This is a genomic window from Pseudaquabacterium inlustre, assembly GCF_038066595.1.
Classification (GTDB): Bacteria; Pseudomonadota; Gammaproteobacteria; order Burkholderiales; family Burkholderiaceae_C; genus Pseudaquabacterium; species Pseudaquabacterium inlustre.
This window is the reverse complement of the sequence record NZ_JBBUTH010000004.1, coordinates 600,233-617,055: the sequence shown is the minus strand read 5'-3', so window position 1 is coordinate 617,055 and position 16,823 is coordinate 600,233. Positions and strand designations below refer to the sequence as shown.

Annotated in this window: 16 protein-coding genes and 2 tRNA genes; 8 read left to right on the top strand and 10 right to left on the bottom strand. The window is 69.3% G+C overall.

Translation table 11 applies throughout. The features are described from left to right. Nucleotides 1–9: 9 nt before the first annotated feature. From AACH10_RS10755 to AACH10_RS10740, 4 genes are all read right to left on the bottom strand, one after another. On the bottom strand, nt 10–312 hold the full coding sequence (locus AACH10_RS10755; protein ID WP_341410387.1) for a hypothetical protein: 303 nt from the start codon (nt 310–312) through the stop codon (nt 10–12). A gap of 16 nt (nt 313–328) precedes the next feature. Continuing rightward, nucleotides 329–1,936 carry a DUF4331 domain-containing protein gene (locus AACH10_RS10750; protein ID WP_423228591.1) on the bottom strand — a complete coding sequence of 536 codons (1,608 nt, stop codon included), beginning with the start codon at nt 1,934–1,936 and terminating at the stop codon, nt 329–331. A 128-nt stretch (nt 1,937–2,064) separates the two neighbouring features. Beyond that, on the bottom strand, nt 2,065–3,138 hold the full coding sequence (locus AACH10_RS10745; protein ID WP_341410386.1) for a patatin-like phospholipase family protein: 1,074 nt from the start codon (nt 3,136–3,138) through the stop codon (nt 2,065–2,067). 16 nt (nt 3,139–3,154) lie between these two features. After that, nucleotides 3,155–5,509 (bottom strand): Tex family protein, encoded by a 2,355-nt coding sequence (locus AACH10_RS10740; protein WP_341410385.1) that lies wholly within the window; start codon nt 5,507–5,509, stop codon nt 3,155–3,157. A gap of 179 nt (nt 5,510–5,688) precedes the next feature. Between AACH10_RS10740 and AACH10_RS10735 the strand changes: the two genes are divergently transcribed. From AACH10_RS10735 to ribA, 3 genes are all read left to right on the top strand, one after another. After that, nucleotides 5,689–5,764 (top strand) — tRNA-Thr (locus AACH10_RS10735). 90 nt (nt 5,765–5,854) lie between these two features. Beyond that, nucleotides 5,855–6,226: a VanZ family protein gene (locus tag AACH10_RS10730; RefSeq protein ID WP_341410384.1), complete on the top strand. Its 372-nt coding sequence runs from the start codon at nt 5,855–5,857 to the stop codon at nt 6,224–6,226. Nucleotides 6,227–6,360: 134 nt separating this feature from the next. Then, nucleotides 6,361–7,065, top strand: a complete 705-nt coding sequence (gene ribA / locus AACH10_RS10725; protein WP_341410383.1) for a GTP cyclohydrolase II — start codon at nt 6,361–6,363, stop codon at nt 7,063–7,065. A gap of 55 nt (nt 7,066–7,120) precedes the next feature. On the opposite strand, the gene AACH10_RS10720 is transcribed toward ribA, so the two are convergent. The 6 genes from AACH10_RS10720 to cysS form a co-directional block, all read right to left on the bottom strand. Continuing rightward, a tRNA-Ser gene (locus AACH10_RS10720) sits at nt 7,121–7,214 on the bottom strand. Between the two features lie 82 nt (nt 7,215–7,296). Then, nucleotides 7,297–8,571 carry an aspartate kinase gene (locus AACH10_RS10715; RefSeq protein ID WP_341410382.1) on the bottom strand — a complete coding sequence of 425 codons (1,275 nt, stop codon included), beginning with the start codon at nt 8,569–8,571 and terminating at the stop codon, nt 7,297–7,299. 161 nt (nt 8,572–8,732) lie between these two features. Continuing rightward, nucleotides 8,733–10,124 (bottom strand): tRNA lysidine(34) synthetase TilS, encoded by a 1,392-nt coding sequence (gene tilS, locus AACH10_RS10710; RefSeq protein WP_341410381.1) that lies wholly within the window; start codon nt 10,122–10,124, stop codon nt 8,733–8,735. A gap of 11 nt (nt 10,125–10,135) precedes the next feature. Continuing rightward, the gene (locus AACH10_RS10705; RefSeq protein ID WP_341410380.1) at nt 10,136–11,107 is read right to left on the bottom strand and encodes an acetyl-CoA carboxylase carboxyltransferase subunit alpha; all 972 of its coding nucleotides are present in this window, start codon (nt 11,105–11,107) and stop codon (nt 10,136–10,138) included. A 47-nt stretch (nt 11,108–11,154) separates the two neighbouring features. Beyond that, nucleotides 11,155–11,760 (bottom strand): DNA-3-methyladenine glycosylase family protein, encoded by a 606-nt coding sequence (locus AACH10_RS10700; RefSeq protein WP_341410456.1) that lies wholly within the window; start codon nt 11,758–11,760, stop codon nt 11,155–11,157. Nucleotides 11,761–11,861: 101 nt separating this feature from the next. Further along, nucleotides 11,862–13,256, bottom strand: a complete 1,395-nt coding sequence (gene cysS, locus AACH10_RS10695; protein ID WP_341410379.1) for a cysteine--tRNA ligase — start codon at nt 13,254–13,256, stop codon at nt 11,862–11,864. A 304-nt stretch (nt 13,257–13,560) separates the two neighbouring features. Between cysS and AACH10_RS10690 the strand changes: the two genes are divergently transcribed. From AACH10_RS10690 to AACH10_RS10670, 5 genes are read left to right on the top strand one after another with little or no spacing between them, the layout of a single operon-like run. Further along, a complete protein-coding gene (locus AACH10_RS10690) occupies nt 13,561–14,127 on the top strand; it encodes a tetratricopeptide repeat protein (protein ID WP_341410378.1) in 567 nt (188 codons plus the stop codon). A 30-nt stretch (nt 14,128–14,157) separates the two neighbouring features. Then, complete coding sequence (locus AACH10_RS10685) at nt 14,158–14,706, top strand: peptidylprolyl isomerase (RefSeq protein WP_341410377.1); 549 nt, start codon at nt 14,158–14,160, stop codon at nt 14,704–14,706. 1 nt (nt 14,707) lies between these two features. After that, nucleotides 14,708–15,211, top strand: a complete 504-nt coding sequence (locus AACH10_RS10680; RefSeq protein WP_341410376.1) for a peptidylprolyl isomerase — start codon at nt 14,708–14,710, stop codon at nt 15,209–15,211. 8 nt (nt 15,212–15,219) lie between these two features. Beyond that, entirely contained in the window at nt 15,220–16,017 is a 798-nt protein-coding gene (locus AACH10_RS10675) for a UDP-2,3-diacylglucosamine diphosphatase (protein ID WP_341410375.1), read from the top strand. After that, the gene (locus tag AACH10_RS10670; RefSeq protein WP_341410374.1) at nt 16,014–16,799 is read left to right on the top strand and encodes a M90 family metallopeptidase; all 786 of its coding nucleotides are present in this window, start codon (nt 16,014–16,016) and stop codon (nt 16,797–16,799) included. The genes AACH10_RS10675 and AACH10_RS10670 overlap by 4 nt, the downstream gene beginning before the upstream one ends. Nucleotides 16,800–16,823: the final 24 nt, after the last annotated feature.

Here is a 16,823-nt window from a genome sequence, read left to right as displayed (position 1 = left end):
GCCGCCCCATCAGTCCACCGCCAACGGCTCCGCGGTGTCCGATTGGGCAAGGCTGACGCTGTTGACGTCGAAGGGCTCGCGGACCTCACTGGTGGCCTTGGCCAGGGCCAGCTGATAGTCGACCGCCCCTTGCGCGGTCTGTCCGGCGCTGCTGGGCACGGCAGCCAGCGGGTCGGCCTTGGGCGCCTCGGCCGTGCCGCTGTCCTGCCCGCCGCCGCAGGCGGCCAGCAGGGTCAGTGACGCGGCCAGCACCAGGGCCAGCCGCAGCGGGTGGCCGGTCGAGCCGGCAGGCACTGCATGTCGCGGGGTCATGTGCGGCTCCCGGTGCTCAACGCGTGCCACCCAGCGGCGTGGCCAGGTAGGGGAAGCTGTGGGTCAACGACACGGCGGCCTGATCGACCGCATCGTGCAGCGAGAAGGCCGTCGCCCCCAGCGGCACCGCCGATGGCTTGCACGCCGCACCGAACTTCAGCGCGTCGTTGTCGCCGTTGGCCACGCACAGGCCGCCCATCATCGCCACCAGCGCGATGTCGACCACATCGTCCTTCGGTCGCCGGCCATTCGGAAACCCTGCCAGATCCACGGCCTGGGCCAGGTTGGCCGGTCCGCCCACGCGCAGGATTTCACCCACCACGCCCAGGCGGTTCTGCTGGTCGAAGGGCACCGCGGCGATCGCGGTGTTCAGGCGCAGCATCTCCGAGGCCACGACGTTTTTCGGCTGGTTCAACCCCGGGATGCCGGTCAGGAAGGTGGTGACCAGGTCATTGCGCGGCAGATTGGTGGGCGAGGCACCGCTGGCACCCAGCGCGATCTCGAGCAGCATGGGCAAGGTCGGATGGGTGACGTAGTCGATGAACTGCGCATCGTCCTTGGGCTTGCCGGCATTGAACCGGTCCTTGTCCGGCAGACCGATCACCACTTCATTGACCAGCGGATGCCCCAGCCGGGACACCTGGACCCAGGCCCCGCCGACGACGGCATGCGTCTGGTGCCCGGCCTTGGGCGCCGGGTTCAGCAATTGCGACTGCCGCAGGCTGGCGGTCGTCCAGCCACCGATCACCGTCTCGGTGCCCGCCACCAGGCAGCTGCGCGGCACCTCGAGCGCCAGCGTGGTGACGTTCTTGTCGTCGATGGTGTTGGGCGCGGCATTGATCAGCTCGGGGTTGGTGATCACCGACAGCGGCGCATTGACGAGATCGAACACCGTGCCCAGGTTCACCGCAAACGGATCCTTGCGCTGCCCGACGAACACCTTGCCGGGCGTGCTGCAGCCGGGAATGTTGATCGCGTGGATGTGCTGCGCCGCGTAGGCGGCGTAATCCGGCAGGGTCTTGGCGCCGATGTTGTCCACCGGCTTGACGAAGCTGGTCGCGCCCGCGCTGCCGGTGACGGAAGCGCGCGTCCCGCTGCGCCGATCGCCCCGGACCAGATCGAGCGTGAAGCTCTCCTGCAGGTTCAGGGTGCCGGCGCCCGGCGCGGTCACCACGCCGGCCTGCACCAACGGGATCGCGACACTCTTGTTGCCGATCGTCAGCGTGGTGCCCTTGAGCGTGTTCTTGAAACGGAACTGGAAGGTCAGGTCTTCCTTGCCATCACCGTTGTTGTCGATGTGGATCTCGTACAGCGCGTTCGGATCGAGCGCGAAGTAGTTCGGCCCGCCGTAGGGGTCCTGCAGCGGCACGTAGTTGGCGATCAGCGTGACGTAATCGCTGCGGCCCGCCTCATAGCTGTTGAACATGTAGAAATCGGCCGCGTCGACTTTGGGCATCGTGGTGATCGCCGGTGCCTCGCGATGGCTGGACGACCAGCCAGGCAACGCGACCGTCAGGGCGGCGGCAGCAGCGCAGGCGGTTGCGGCAAGCCGCGGCAGGCTGGCAAGGCGCGAGCGGGGGGTGGCGCTTGTGTTCAAGGTCGTGACTCCAAGGGTGGTGGACATGGTCTGCGCATGACCGTCACGACTCACAACACGGCCTGCGTCTGCCGATATCGGCCCAGCGCCTACGCACTGGATCCAGACAAACCCCAGTTAATCAGTCGACCATTCACCGGGCCGCCGGCCGGCCGCTAGAGCGGCAGGACGTCCAGGTGCGGGCGCAACGTCCAGCGCGCCGCATCGTCGGCCAGTTGCTGGGCGGCCGACACCGCCAGCCGCCAGCGGCGCATGCGCTCGGCCTCGTCGCGCGCATGGGTCTTGAAATCGCTGCGATCCGGCAGCTTGCCGCCGGGCAGCGTGGCGATCCAGGCGGGATCGGGCGCCAGCACGATGACGTTGTCCAGCCGCGGGCTGGCGCGATGGCGGTGCTTCAGTGCCTTGTCCAGCCAGCCCGGCACCAGCGTGCGCTGGAAGTGCGGGTACAGCACCAGGCCGTCGGACATCGCGGCGTAGTCCAGGTGCAGGTGGTAGTCGGTGATGCCGCCGTCCCAGTACGCGCCAAGCGGGCCGCCGGGGATGTCATGCACCGCCTCCAGCCAGAATGGGATCGAGCAACTCGCCTGGATGGCCGGCGCCAGATTGCCGGCGTCGAGCGCCACCTGGCGCGCCGGATAGTCGTGCAGCGGAAACGGCAAGGCGTCGCGCGGATCGGAAAACACCACGCGCTCCAGCCAGCGGCCCATGGCCTGCCGGCTGGCCAGGTTGGCGGCAAAGGCGCCGAGGTAGCCCGATGGCGTGCGCCAGCGACCCTCGCGGTGCAGCAGGCCCTTGCCGCGGCTGGTGAACACATGCAGGCGACGCGTGGCGTGCTGCAGCGGGCCTGGCGCGCCAGCCGGAAAGCGCGCCGCCAGGTTGGCGCCGAACACGCGGCTGACCTCGCGTGCCGTGGGGGGCTTGCCCGGCGCGTGCTCGTAGGTCTGGGTGATGTAGTCCTCGGTCAGCTGCGCCAGCGCCGCATCGGCATCGGGCTGGGCCGCCGCCGCCATGCGCCAGGCCCCGATCGAAGCGCCCAGCAGGTGCACGGTGTGGGTGCTGCCGGCCAGCCAGTGACCGAACAGCCAACGGTCCAGCGGCCCGAGGATCAGGCCCTTGGGCCCGCCGGCGGCGGCCGGCACCACACGCACATCGGCCGGCGCCAAGCCGCGTTCACGCAGATGCGCCAGGGCCCGCGGGCCGGCGTAGACCTTCAGCGCACGGGGCTTCATGCCGCGCCGGCCCCTGTCAGCGCTTGGTCTGCAGCTTGGCGAAGGCCGCGGCCATCGCACCCTGGGCGCTGGGCTGCGGCGCACCACGGCCACCGCTGCCCATGCGCTGGTCGCGGCCGGCCGGGCGGTAGCTGTTGTCGCCACGCGCGCCAGCCGGACCACCCGCGCCGCCCTTGGGCGCCTGGGCATCGAGCTTCATCGTCAGCGAGATGCGGCCGCGCGCCAGATCCACTTCGAGCACCTTGACCTTGACGATGTCGCCGGTCTTGACGATCTCACGCGCATCGTTGACGAACTTGTTCGACAGCTGGCTGACATGCACCAGGCCGTCCTGGTGCACACCCAGGTCGACGAAGGCGCCGAACTGCGCCACGTTGCTGACCGTGCCTTCCAGCGTCATGCCGGGCTGCAGATCCTTGATGTCTTCCACGCCATCGTTGAAGCGCGCCACCTTGAAGTCGGGGCGTGGGTCGCGGCCGGGTTTTTCCAGCTCGGTGAAGATGTCCTTCACCGTGATGGCGCCGAACTTTTCGTCGGCGAAGAGCTCGGGCTTGAGCGTGCGGATCACGTCGCTCTTGCCCATCACCTCCGCCACGGGCCGGGCCAGCTTGTCCAGCACGCGCTGCACCACGGGGTAGGTCTCGGGGTGCACGCCGGTCAGGTCCAGCGGGTTGTCGCCATCGCGGATGCGCAGGAAGCCCGCCGCCTGCTCGAAGGTCTTGGGGCCCAGGCCGCTCACATCCAGCAATTGCTGGCGGTTGCGGAAGGCGCCGTTGGCATCGCGCCAGCGCACGATGCTGGCGGCCACCGCGGGGCTCAGGCCCGACACCTTGGCCAGCAGCGGCGCGCTGGCGGTGTTGAGGTCCACGCCCACCTTGTTGACGCAGTCCTCGACCACCGCGTCCAGCGTGCGCGCCAGCTCGCTCTGGTTCACATCGTGCTGGTACTGGCCCACGCCGATGCTCTTGGGCTCGATCTTCACCAGCTCGGCCAGCGGGTCCTGCAGGCGGCGGGCGATGGACACCGCGCCGCGCAGGCTCACGTCCAGATCGGGCAGTTCCTTGCTGGCGAACTCGCTGGCCGAGTACACCGAGGCGCCGGCCTCGCTGACCACCACCTTCTCGATCGCCATGTCAGGCGCCAGGTCCTTCACGCGCTTGATCAGGTCAGCCGCCAGCTTGTCGGTCTCACGGCTGGCCGTGCCGTTGCCGATGGCGATCAGGTTCACACCGTGCTGCGCCACCAGACGGCCCAGCGTGTGCAGGCTGCCTTCCCAGTCGCAGCGCGGCTCATGCGGGTAGACGGTGTGGGTGGCCAGCACCTTGCCGGTGTCGCTGACCACGGCCACCTTCACGCCGGTGCGGATGCCCGGGTCCAGGCCCATCACCACACGCTTGCCCGCCGGCGCAGCCAGCAGCAGGTCACGCAGGTTCTCGGCGAACACCTTGATGGCCGTGGCCTCGGCCGATTCACGCAGGCGGCTGAACAAGTCGCGCTCCAGGCTCAGCGACAGCTTGACCTTCCAGGTCCAGGCGACCGTCTTGCGGATCAGCTCGTCGGCCGGTCGCTTGGCATGGCTCCAGCCCAGGTGGATGGCGATGCGGCCCTCGGCCAGCGTCGGCTTGCCGGGAATGACTTCCTCGTCCAACACCAGCTTGGCGTCCAGGATCTCCAGCGAGCGGCCGCGGAACACGGCCAGCGCACGGTGGCTGGGCACGGTCTTGATCGGCTCGTCGTACTCGAAGTAGTCGCGGAACTTGGTGTGGTCAGCGTGGTTGGGGTCCTTGCCGTCGGCCAGCTTGCTCTGGAACAGGCCCTCCTCCCACAGCCACTCGCGCAGCTTGCCCACCAGCGCCGCATCCTCGGCCCAGCGCTCGGACAGGATGTCGCGCACGCCATCCAGCACCGCGAAGCTGTCGGCGAAGCCGGCGTCGGCATTGACGAAAGCCGCCGCTTCGGCGTGCGGGTCCAGCGTCGGGTCGGCAAACAGCTTGTCGGCCAACGGTTCGATGCCGGCCTCGCGGGCGATCATGCCCTTGGTGCGGCGCTTCTGCTTGAAGGGCAGGTAGAGGTCTTCCAGCTCCTGCTTGGTGGGCGCCGCCTCGATGGCGGCGCGCAGCTCGGGCGTCAGCTTGCCCTGCTCGTCGATGCTCTTGAGCACCGCGGCACGGCGGTCCTCCAATTCGCGCAGGTACGACAGGCGCGCTTCCAGCTCGCGCAGCTGGATGTCGTCGAGGCCCTCGGTGGCCTCCTTGCGGTAGCGGGCGATGAAGGGCACGGTGGCCCCGCCGTCGAGCAATTCGACCGCGGCATTCACCTGCCGCGGGGCGACCTTCAGTTCGGCCGCGATCTGCAGAAGAATCTTGTCCAAGATGGGGGCGGGCCCCGGCAGCGGGGCCGACGTCAGCGCGAAAGCGCGCGAGTGTGCCACAGGGGCTGCAGGCCACCCCGGGCCAGCGACGCGACCCATGCCACAGCGATTTGCCGGCGAATTTCCACGCGGAACAGAACGGCGGACGCGAAACTTGCGCTATAGTCATGGGCTGTCGTGCCGGTGTAGCTCAGTTGGTAGAGCAGCGCATTCGTAATGCGAAGGTCGGGAGTTCGACTCTCTTCACCGGCACCACTTCTTTCCGGAAGGGCCCTGCGCATGCAGGGCCCTTCGTCTTTGTGGCCCCTTGTGAACGCTTGCGGACCTCAGCGCGCCCACAGCACCATGATCCCTCGCCTTCTGCGCACCGTTTGGCATGCCGCGCCGCTCTGGCGCATCAGCCTGTGGCTGCTGATCATGGTGGTGTCGTGGCTGGCGTTCAATCCCAAGCCACCTGCCGGCGCCACGCTGGGCTGGGACAAGCTCAACCACGCCAGCGCCTTTGCCGCCCTCGCCTTCTGCGCCGCACGCGCACATGTCGGCGCCACCGGGCGCATCGTGGCCGGCCTGCTGGCCTATGGCGCGCTGATCGAGGTGGTCCAGAGCATGGTGCCCGGACGCAGCGGCGAGGTGGCTGATCTGCTGGCCGATGCCGTCGGCCTGGGTGCGGGCCTGCTGCTGGCGCAGGCGCTGGGCCGGTTGATTCAACCCCGCTGAACGGCCTGCCGTCGCGCAAGTGAACGGCGCCGCGGGGCGCGATGGCCGACAATGCGCTTTTGCCCTCGCCACCAGGCACAGCCGGGCGTGTGCGCATCGCCTGACCGGTGACCGCGCGCCGCCCGCGACCTCTGATGACCGCCAAGCTCGCCAACGCCTCCTTGCCCACCGACCTGCTCGCCCCGCTGCGCCACCAGGGGCCCGTGCCCGCCGGTGAACTGGTGAGTTGCCGCCTGCCCACCGCCTGGGGCGACTTCGAACTGCATGGCCTGATCGACGCCACCACCGGGCACGAACACGCCGCGCTGTCGATGGGCCCCATTGCCGACGGCGCGCCCGTGCTCACCCGTGTGCACAGCGAATGCCTGACCGGCGACACGCTGTTCAGCCTGAAGTGCGACTGCGGCCCGCAGTTGCAGGGCGGCCTGCGCGCCATCGCAACAGAAGGCCGCGGTGTGCTGCTCTACCTGCGCCAGGAAGGCCGCGGCATCGGCCTGGTGAACAAGATCCGCGCCTATGCGCTGCAGCAGGCGGGTGCCGACACCGTGGAAGCCAACCGCCTGCTGGGCCTGCCCGACGATGCACGCGACTACGCCATGGCCGCCACGCTGCTGGGCAAGCTGGGCGTGCAGCGCGTGAAGCTGCTGACCAACAACCCGGCCAAGGTGGAGGCCCTGCAGGCCCTGGGCATCGAGGTGAGCGAGCGCGTGCCGCTGCGCACGCCCGCCAACCGGCACAACCAGGCCTATCTGAAGACCAAGACCGACCGCATGGGCCACTGGCGCCCGGATGCCGACACACCCGCAGCAGGCGCCGCCGACGAGCAGCACGAACGCTGAGCGGACGCCACAAAGACAAACGCCCCTCGATGAGGGGCGTTTGCGTTTTTCACCTTGGCGGAGACGGAGGGATTCGAACCCTCGATGCACGTTTTAGCGCGCATACTCCCTTAGCAGGGGAGCACCTTCGGCCACTCGGTCACGTCTCCGGCGAAGACCATGACTGTAGCACAGACTGCAGGCCATTCCGACGGCTTGCAGACCGCGCAAAGCCACGATCAGCGCTGCAAATCAGGCCGTGGCCTCGGCCGCATCCAGACCGAAGGCGCGGTGCAGCGCGCGCACGGCGAGTTCCATGTACTTCTCGGCGATGACCACCGAGGTCTTGATCTCGCTGGTGGTGATCATCTGGATGTTGATGCCGTCGTCCGACAGCGCCTTGAACATCGTGCTGGCCACGCCCACGTGGCTCTTCATGCCGATGCCCACGATCGACACCTTGCAGATCTTGGCGTCGCCGATCAGGTTCAGCGCGCCGGTGGCCGGCTGCACGGTGTTCTTCAGCAGGTCCATCGTGCGCGTGTAGTCGTTGCGGTGCACGGTGAAGCTGAAGTCGGTGCGGCCGTCGTGCGACACGTTCTGCACGATCACGTCCACATCGATGTTGGCCTCGGCCACGGCGCCGAGGATCTGGTACGCGATGCCCGGCTTGTCGGGCACGCCCACCACGGTGATCTTGGCCTCGTCGCGGTTGAACGCGATGCCCGACACGACGGCTTTTTCCATCTTCTCGTCTTCCTCGAAAGTGATCAGGGTGCCCGACTTCGCCTCTTCGTCGATGGCGATGTCCCAGGGCGTGAAGCTCGACAGCACGCGCAGCGGCACGCGGTACTTGCCGGCGAACTCGACCGAGCGGATCTGCAGCACCTTGCTGCCCTGGCTGGCCAGTTCGAGCATTTCCTCGAAGCTGATGGTGCTCAGGCGCTGGGCCTCGGGCACCACGCGGGGGTCGGTGGTGTAGACACCGTCCACATCGGTGTAGATCAGGCACTCGTCGGCCTTCAGCGCGGCGGCCACGGCCACAGCCGAGGTGTCACTGCCGCCACGGCCCAGCGTGGTGACATTGCCTTCCGGGTCGATGCCCTGGAAGCCGGTGATGATCACCACCTTGCCGGCCGCCAGATCGGCGCGCACGCGCTCGTCGTCGATCGATTCGATGCGCGCCTTGGTGTAGACCGAGTCGGTCTTGATCGGCACCTGCCAGCCGCCATAGCTCACGGCCGGCTGGCCTTCGGCCTGCAGCGCCAGGGCCAGCAGGCCCACCGACACCTGCTCGCCGGTGGCGGCAATGGCGTCGAGTTCGCGCATGGCCGCGGCGTCGAGCGAGCCCGGCTGCAGATCTTTGGCCAGCCCGAGCAGCCGGTTGGTCTCGCCGCTCATCGCGGACGGAACGACCACCATCTGGTGGCCGGCACGGGCCCATTTGGCCACGCGCTTGGCGACGTTGCGGATGCGCTCGGTGGAGCCCATCGACGTACCGCCGTACTTGTGAACGATCAATGCCATGGTTGCTGCAATGCCAGGGGAGCAGGTGGGGCGCCATCGGTGCCCGATCGTCACCGCATCGGCAGGCCTGCCAGGTTCGGCCGGTTTGCCAGCGGCAGATCGGGGTTGCGCGGCCCCGGTGCGCAACCCGCCATTCTATCTGCTGCGCTGCAGCAGCCTGTTCACCGGCTTGCGGTGGGCGGTGTGGCGTGCCAGGTCAGCTGGCGGCAAGGCTGGCCGTGCAGAGCCGCTTGACGTACAGCGCGCGCATCGATGCCCAGGCCCGGCACGAAGCACAGTTGCTCGTCGGCCCACAGCAGCGGCCCATGACGATCAGCCTGCGGCACGCCGGCGGCCTGGTACTGCTTCTTCAGGCTGCGCGGCAGGCTGCGCGGCGCGCGCTGGAACTGCTCGCCGCCGCTGCGTGGGCGCAGGATGGCGTGGCGCAGCAGCGCGGCCGGCAGACCCTCGGGCGCATCACGCACCTCGAAGTGCCCGCCCCACAACGGCACGGGCCACAGGCCGGGCTCCGACAGATCGAGCAGAAGTTCGCCCGGCAACGCTGTGGTCAGCGGGTCGGCGTTGTGGCACCAGCGCAATTCACCGCGATACAGGCGCAGCTGTCGTCCCTCGCCCGCCGGCCAGCAGCCTGTGGTCTTTGCCTTGACTGCACCCTCCGCCATCGAGCCTCCGGGCATTTCGCTCAGCAGGCGCTGCACCAGCGGCTCCGAGGCGCCACGACCGGCCTGGGCACGACACCAGGCCCGCAGCGCATTGGTCTGGCGTGCTGTCGACAACTGACGCCACACCGGCACGCGCAATGCGCCATCGGCCGACACGCACGCCGCCAGATCAAGTTGCGCCAGTTCGGCCAGCGCCGCATCCGCCTCGTGCGCGCGCCGCGCCGCCAGCGCCAGTGCCGCCTCGGCCTCGGGAAAGGCCTGGCTCAGCGCCGGCCACAGCTGCGCGCGCAGGCGGTTGCGCGCCAGGCGTTGATCATCGTTGGACGGGTCGTCCACCGGCCGCAGCCGGTGCTGGCGCCCATAGGCCTCGATGGCCGCACGCGGCCGGTCCAGCCAGGGCCGCGCCCACACCAGGCCGTCGCGCAGTGCCTCCGCAGGCATGGCCGCCATCCCGGCCGGTCCGCCGCCACGCAGCGCCTGCAGCAGCACGGTTTCGGCCTGGTCGCGCCGGTGGTGGGCCAGCAACAGCAGCGTGGCGCCCGCCTCACGCGCAAGGCGCTGCAGGGCCGCGTGGCGGCCGGCACGGGCCCAGGCCTCGATGCTATCGCCCGGCGCCGGGGCGCCGTCCAGCCGCGCCCAGCGCAGGCTCAGTGGCCAGCCCCGGGCGCGCCAGCGGCGGCAGCGCGCCTGGGCCTGGCGCAGCCAAACGTCGGCCTCGGGCAGCAGGTTGTGGTGGATGTGCAGCGCCACCACCTGCACGCCCAGCGACTGGGCGGCCCGGCAGGTGGCGTGCAGCAGCGCCAGCGAATCGCGGCCACCGCTGTAGGCCACGGCCACCACGCGTAGTGCGGCAGCGGTGGCCGTTGGCGAAGACGCCGGCCGTGCGGCCATGCGCCCGCTGCTCAGCGTTCCTTGGTGTCGCTGTAGCGGCCGTAGGCCTGCAGGCGCTCGTAGCGGCGCTGCAGCAGGTCCTTGGTCTTCAGGTCCGACACCTGGCGCAGCGCCTCGGCCAAGCCGCGCTTCAACTGCGAGGCCATCTGGCGCACGTCGCGGTGGGCGCCGCCCACCGGCTCGCTGATCACCTTGTCGATCAGGCCCAGCGCCTTCAGGCGGTGGGCGGTGATGCCCAGGGCCTCGGCGGCGTCGCTGGCACGCTCGGCGGTCTTCCACAGGATGCTGGCGCAACCCTCGGGCGAGATCACCGAGTACACCGCGAACTGCAGCATCAGCACCTGGTCGGCCACGCTGATCGCCAGCGCGCCGCCCGAGCCGCCCTCACCGATGATGGTGGTGACGATGGGCACTTCCAGTTGCGCCATCTCGAAGATGTTGCGGCCGATCGCCTCGCTCTGGCCGCGCTCCTCGGCGCCGATGCCGGGGTAGGCGCCCGGCGTGTCGACGAAGGTGAACACCGGCAGGCCGAACTTCTCGGCCAGCTTCATCAGGCGCAGCGCCTTGCGGTAGCCCTCGGGGCGCGGCATGCCGAAGTTGCGCGCGGCGCGCTCCTTGGTGTCACGGCCCTTCTGGTTGCCGATGACCATGCAGGCCTGGCCATTGAAGCGCGCCAGGCCGCCCACGATCGACAAATCGTCGGCGTAGTGGCGGTCGCCGTGCATCTCCTGGAAGTCGGTGAACAACTCGTTCACGTAGTCCAGCGTGTACGGGCGCTGCGGGTGGCGGGCGATCTGCGTGACCTGCCAAGGCGACAGGTTGCTGTAGATCTCCTTGGCGAGTTGCTGGCTCTTCTTGTCCAGCCGCTCGATCTCGTCGGAGATGTCGACCGCCGATTCCGACTGCACGTAGCGCAGTTCTTCGATCTTGGTCTCGAGTTCGGCGATCGGCTGCTCGAATTCGAGGAAGTGTCGTTTGCTCATCCGCGGAGGGTCGGGTTAGGTGGATCAAACCGCCGTTGCGGCACAGGTCAGTAGTCTACCGGCAGCGGATCGAGGCTCCGCCACAGGTACCAGGTGGCCACCGAACGGTACGGCGCCCAGGCCTCGCCGACCTCGCGCGCCTCGGCACGCGACACCGGTTCGCCGCTGAAGTAGCTCAAGGAGATGCCCTTGATCAGGCCCACATCGTCCAGCGGCATCACGTTGGGCCGCATCAGGTGGAAGATCAGGAACATCTCGGCCGTCCAGCGGCCGATGCCGCGGATGTCGACCAGTTCCTCGATGATGGCCTCGTCGTCCATCTCCTGCCACTGCGCCACATGCACCTGGCCGGCATCGAAGTGCCGCGCCAGATCGGTGAGGTACTCGGCCTTGCGTGCCGACAGCCCGGCGCCGCGCAGTGTGGGCGTGTCGAGCGCCAGCACCGCGGTGGGCGCCAGGTGCGTGGACGGCCCGCCCGAGCCAGCCAGCACGGCGGCGACGAAACGGTCCCACACCGACTGCGCGGCCTTCACCGAGATCTGCTGGCCGACGATGGAGCGCGCCAACGTGGTGAAGGCATCGCCCCGGCTTTGCAGGCGCGCCTCGCCGAACTGCGGGATCAGCTTCTTCATCACCCGGTCGCGCTTGGCCAGGTGGCGGCAGGCGTCATCCCAGTACGGCGGGGTGAAGCCTTCGGGGGCGCCAGGCGCCGGGGTTTTCGCCGCGGGCGGCGTGGTGGCGGATTTGGGCACGCTCAGGCCCGCACCCAGGTGGTGCCCTGCGGCGAATCCTTGAGCACGATGCCCTCGGCCGCCAGCGCCTGGCGGATGCGGTCGGCCTCGGCGAAATCCTTCGCTGCCTTGGCCGCTGCGCGGGCGGCGATGGCGGCTTCGATGCGCGCGGCCTCGTCCTGCGCGGCCGGCGTGGCACCGCCTTGCAGATAGGCCTTGGGCGCCTGCTGCAGGATGCCCAACACGCCGCCCAGGGCGCGCAGCAAGGCCGCCGCTTCGGTCGAACGGGTGCGATTCACCTCGCCGGCCAGATCGAACAGCTGGGCCAGGGCCTGCGGCGTGTTGAAGTCCTCGTCCATCGCCGCCTGGAAGGCCGCGGCCTGCGGCTGCGTCCAGTCGATGGCGATGTTGTCGGCCGGCAGGCTCACGGCATCCAGCGCGGTGTACAGGCGCCGCAGCGCGGTGCGGGCTTCGTCCAGCAGACCGTCGCTGAAGTTGAACGGGCTGCGGTAATGCGTGCGCAGCATGAAGAAGCGCAGCGTCTCACCGTCGTAGTTGGCCAGCACGTCGCGGATGGTGAAGAAGTTGCCCAGGCTCTTGGACATCTTCTCGTTGTCGACGTTGAGGAAGCCGTTGTGCAGCCACACGTTCACGTGCTGGTGGCCGAAGGCGCCTTCGCTCTGCGCGATCTCGTTCTCGTGGTGCGGGAACTGCAGGTCCATGCCGCCGCCGTGGATGTCGAAGCGCTCGCCCAGCAGCGCGCAGCTCATCGCCGAGCACTCGATGTGCCAGCCTGGACGGCCGGCGCCATAGCCCTCGCCATCGAACTTGGCATCGGCCGGCTCCTCGGCCTTGGCCGACTTCCACAGCACGAAGTCCAGCGGATCTTGCTTGCCATCGTCCACCGCCACGCGCTCGCCGGCACGCAGGTCATCGAGGCTCTTGCCCGAGAGCTTGCCGTAGCCGTCGAACTTGCGCACCGCGTAGTTCACATCGCCGTTGCCACTGCGGTAGGCCAGGCCCTTGCCTTCCAGCATGCGGATCAGCGACAGCATCTGCGGCACGTACTCGGTGGCGCGCGGCTCGTGGGTGGGCGGCAGCACGCCCACGGCGGCGAAATCCTGGTGCATCGCGGCGGTCATCTCATCTGTCAGTGCGCGGATGGCGATGCCGCGCTCCAGCGCACGCTTGATGATCTTGTCGTCGATGTCGGTGATGTTGCGCACATAGGTCACCTGCAGACCCGAGGCGCGCAGCCAGCGGTAGACCACGTCGAAGGCCATCATCATGCGCAGGTGCCCCATGTGGCACAGGTCATAGATGGTCATGCCGCACACATACATGCGGGCGTGGCCGGGCTCGATGGGCTGGAACGGCTCAAGCCGTCGGGTCAGGGTGTTGAAAACGCGCAGGGACATCGGCCGACAGGCACGGGCGCACCGTCACGGGATCGGCACGCCAGCGCAGCAATGAGAGGGTGGGAGACAGCTGCCGTGACCCGGGCGCCCCGCTGGCACGCCGCCTGCGGCGGCGGCGCCTCCTGCGCCGCCGGCACCACCCGGCCAGGGCGGTCGATACAATCGATTCAGTATAGCGGCGCCGCTCGGCACCGCCACCGCCTCGAAGCCCGCGCCGCCCACCTCGGCGCCCTGCCCCTTCCGCCGCGTGCCCGCCGCCCTGACACCCCTGCCTGCCCCCTGCCCCACTTCGGCGCCCCAGCCCGTGCGCCGGCTGCGCGGCGCGCTGGCCGGGCTGCTGCTGGCCATGGCCGGCACGCTGGCCGCCCTGGCCCCCAACGGGGCTGCACGGGCCGCGGATGCACCGTCCACCGTGCGCGACATCGAGCAGCAATACCGCCGCGGCGAGACCGTGCAGGCGCTCCAGCGCCTGGAGGCCGCGCTGACCTCAAGACCCGGCGATGCCGCGATGCGTTTCCTGCACGGTGTGCTGCTGGCCGACGCAGGCCAAGCGGCCCGTGCCAGCGGGGTGTTCGCGGGTCTGACCCAGGAGTTTCCCGACCTGCCCGAGCCGCACAACAACCTGGCGGTGCTGCAGGCCGCGGCCGGCCAGCTCGACGCGGCACGCATCTCGCTGGAGACCGCGCTGCAGCTCGACCCGCAGTACCGCGCCGCCCACGAGAACCTGGGCGATGTCTACCTGCGCCTGGCCCTGCGTGCCTATGGCCAGGCCAGCGACGCCAACCGGCCCGACCCCCTGCTGCAGCGCAAGCTGCAACTGGCCCGCGACCTGGCGCGCAGCCTGCCCGCCAGCCCCGCGCCGGCCCGCTGATTTCTCCCTCCCGAAGGATTCGCCCCGCCCATGAAACGCCTCACCCTGGCCCTGGCCGCCGCGCTGACGCTGACCGCCCCCGCCTTTGCACAGAAGGTGCGCCTGGCCACGTCGATGGGCGACATCGTGCTGGAGCTCGATGCCGACAAGGCACCCAAGACGGTGGCCAACTTCGTGCAGTACGTGAAGGCCGGCCACTACGGTGGCACGGTGTTCCACCGCGTCATCGACGGCTTCATGATCCAGGGCGGCGGCATGTCGGCCGAGATGAGCGAGAAGGCGACCCGCGCTCCCATCCCGCTGGAAGCCGGCAACGGCCTGTCCAACCTGCGTGGCACGGTGGCGATGGCACGCACGGCCATCCCCGATTCGGCCACCTCGCAGTTCTTCATCAACGTCGTCGACAACCAGCGCCTGGACAGTTACGGCGGCGGCTACGCCGTCTTCGGCAAGGTGATCGAGGGCATGGACGTCGTCGATCGCATCAAGGCCGTGCCCGTCGGCAACAAGGGCGGCCACCAGAACGTGCCCAACACCCCCATCCTGATCAAGCAGGCCACCATCCTCTCGGAGAAATGACATGACCAAGACCGTTGAAATGACCACCAGCGCCGGCACCGTGCGCATCGAGCTCGACGACGTCAAGGCGCCGCTCACCGTCGCCAACTTCCTGGCCTACGTGAACGCCGGCCACTACGACGGCACCATCTTCCACCGCGTGATCAAGGGCTTCATGATCCAGGGCGGCGGCTTCGAGCCGGGCCTGAAGCAGAAGGCCACCCGGGAGCCGATCCAGAACGAGGCCAACAACGGCCTGAAGAACGACAAGTACACGCTGGCCATGGCCCGCACCAACGCGCCGCACTCGGCCAGCGCGCAGTTCTTCATCAACGCCACCAACAACGACTTCCTGAATTTCAAGAGCGAATCGCCGCAGGGCTGGGGCTATGCCGTGTTCGGCAAGGTGGTGGCAGGCACCGAGGTGGTGGATGCCATCGAGAAGGTGGCCACCGGCCGCCAGGGCTTCCATGACGACGTGCCGAAGGAAGACGTGGTCATCCTGAAGGCCGTGGAAGTCGCCTGACTTCCGAAGTGAGCGGTGCCGCACCGGCAGACCTGCCCGGCGCCTGGCCCGTCTGGGTGGCCGATCCGGCCTGGACCACGATCGACCTGCTGTCGGACGTGCACCTGCACGCCGACATGCCCCGCACCTTCGAGGCCTGGCGCCAGCACCTGCTGCACACGCCCGCGCAGGCGGTGCTGATGCTCGGCGACCTGTTCGAGGTGTGGGTGGGCGACGATGCCCGTCACACCGGTTTCGAGGCGCAATGCCTCGAAGTGCTGCGCCAAGCCAGTTGCCAGCGCACGCTGGCCTTCCTGCCGGGCAACCGCGACTTTCTCGTCGGTGACGTGCTGCTGGCCGAGGCCGGCATGCAGCGCCTGGCCGACCCCACGGTGCTGCAGGCCTGGGAGCAGCGCTGGCTGCTCAGCCACGGTGATGCGCTGTGCCTCGACGACGCCGAGTACCAGCGTTTCCGCACCCTGGTGCGTGGCGACGCCTGGCAGGCCCAGTTCCTGGCCCAGCCGCTGGTCGAGCGCCAGCGCCAGGCGCGTGCGATGCGCGACGCCAGTGCCGCGCGCCAGGCCGGCCAGTCGCCGGCCGACTGGGGCGAGGTGGACGATGCCGCCGCCGCGCAGTGGCTGGCCGCCGCCGATGCGCCGGCGCTGATCCACGGCCACACCCACCGCCCGGCCAGCCATGCGCTGCCAGGCGGCCGTGTGCGCCATGTGCTGGGCGACTGGGACTTCGACCACGGCACCACGCCGCGCGCACGCATCCTGAGGCTCACGCGCGACGGGCTGCAGGCAATCGATCTGGCCACCCCATGAAAGCACTGCTCGCCCGCTGGCGGGCCATGCGCGAACAACGCGCCCTCGCCCGCCGAGCCGTGCCCGACGACCTGTGGGCGCTGACGCTGGCCCGGCTGCCCTTTCTGGCCCGCCGATCGGCCGACGACCTGGCCGAGCTGCGGCGCCTGACCAGCCTGTTCCTCGACACCAAGGAATTCACCGGCGTTGGCGGCCTGACCGTCACCGACGACATGGCCGTGTGCATCGCCGCCCAGGCCTGCCTGCCGGTGCTGCGCTTCGGCCTGGCGCCGTACGACAGCTTCGTCGGCATCGTCGTGCATGCCGATGAGGTGGTGGCACCGCGCAGCCACATGGACGAGGACGGCATCGTCCATGAGTACGACGAGGTGCTGACCGGCGAGGCCATGCAGGGTGGCCCGGTGATGCTGAGCTGGCGCGACGTGGCCGAGTCGGGCGAGTCCGCCGACTGGGGCTACAACGTGGTGATCCACGAGTTCGCCCATGTGCTCGACATGGGTGACGGCGACGCCGACGGCGTACCGCCCTTGCCCAGCCTGGCCGAACGCGAGGACTGGATCGCCGTGCTCGACCCGGCCTACGAGCAGTTCTGCGCCGAGCTGGACGCGGGCCGCGACACCCTGCTCGACCCGTATGGCGCCACCGGCGTCGACGAGTTCTTCGCCGTGGCGTCCGAGAGCTTCTTCGTCACGCCCAATGAGATGCGCGCCGAGCACCCCGATCTCTACGGGTTGCTGGCGCGCTATTTCCGCCAAGACCCCGCCGCCGGCGGTGGGGACTGAAGGCAACTCGGGCGAGCGCCGGGC

Bases quoted from the DNA above. Each gene is read 5' to 3' on its own strand.
- AACH10_RS10755 (WP_341410387.1), bottom strand. From the start codon at position 312: ATGACCCCGCGACATGCAGTGCCTGCCGGCTCGACCGGCCACCCGCTG.
- AACH10_RS10750 (WP_423228591.1), bottom strand. From the start codon at position 1,936: ATGTCCACCACCCTTGGAGTCACGACCTTGAACACAAGCGCCACCCCC.
- AACH10_RS10745 (WP_341410386.1), bottom strand. From the start codon at position 3,138: ATGAAGCCCCGTGCGCTGAAGGTCTACGCCGGCCCGCGGGCCCTGGCG.
- AACH10_RS10730 (WP_341410384.1), top strand. From the start codon at position 5,855: ATGATCCCTCGCCTTCTGCGCACCGTTTGGCATGCCGCGCCGCTCTGG.
- ribA (WP_341410383.1), top strand. From the start codon at position 6,361: ATGACCGCCAAGCTCGCCAACGCCTCCTTGCCCACCGACCTGCTCGCC.
- AACH10_RS10715 (WP_341410382.1), bottom strand. From the start codon at position 8,571: ATGGCATTGATCGTTCACAAGTACGGCGGTACGTCGATGGGCTCCACC.
- tilS (WP_341410381.1), bottom strand. From the start codon at position 10,124: ATGGCCGCACGGCCGGCGTCTTCGCCAACGGCCACCGCTGCCGCACTA.
- AACH10_RS10705 (WP_341410380.1), bottom strand. From the start codon at position 11,107: ATGAGCAAACGACACTTCCTCGAATTCGAGCAGCCGATCGCCGAACTC.
- cysS (WP_341410379.1), bottom strand. From the start codon at position 13,256: ATGTCCCTGCGCGTTTTCAACACCCTGACCCGACGGCTTGAGCCGTTC.
- AACH10_RS10685 (WP_341410377.1), top strand. From the start codon at position 14,158: ATGAAACGCCTCACCCTGGCCCTGGCCGCCGCGCTGACGCTGACCGCC.
- AACH10_RS10680 (WP_341410376.1), top strand. From the start codon at position 14,708: ATGACCAAGACCGTTGAAATGACCACCAGCGCCGGCACCGTGCGCATC.
- AACH10_RS10670 (WP_341410374.1), top strand. From the start codon at position 16,014: ATGAAAGCACTGCTCGCCCGCTGGCGGGCCATGCGCGAACAACGCGCC.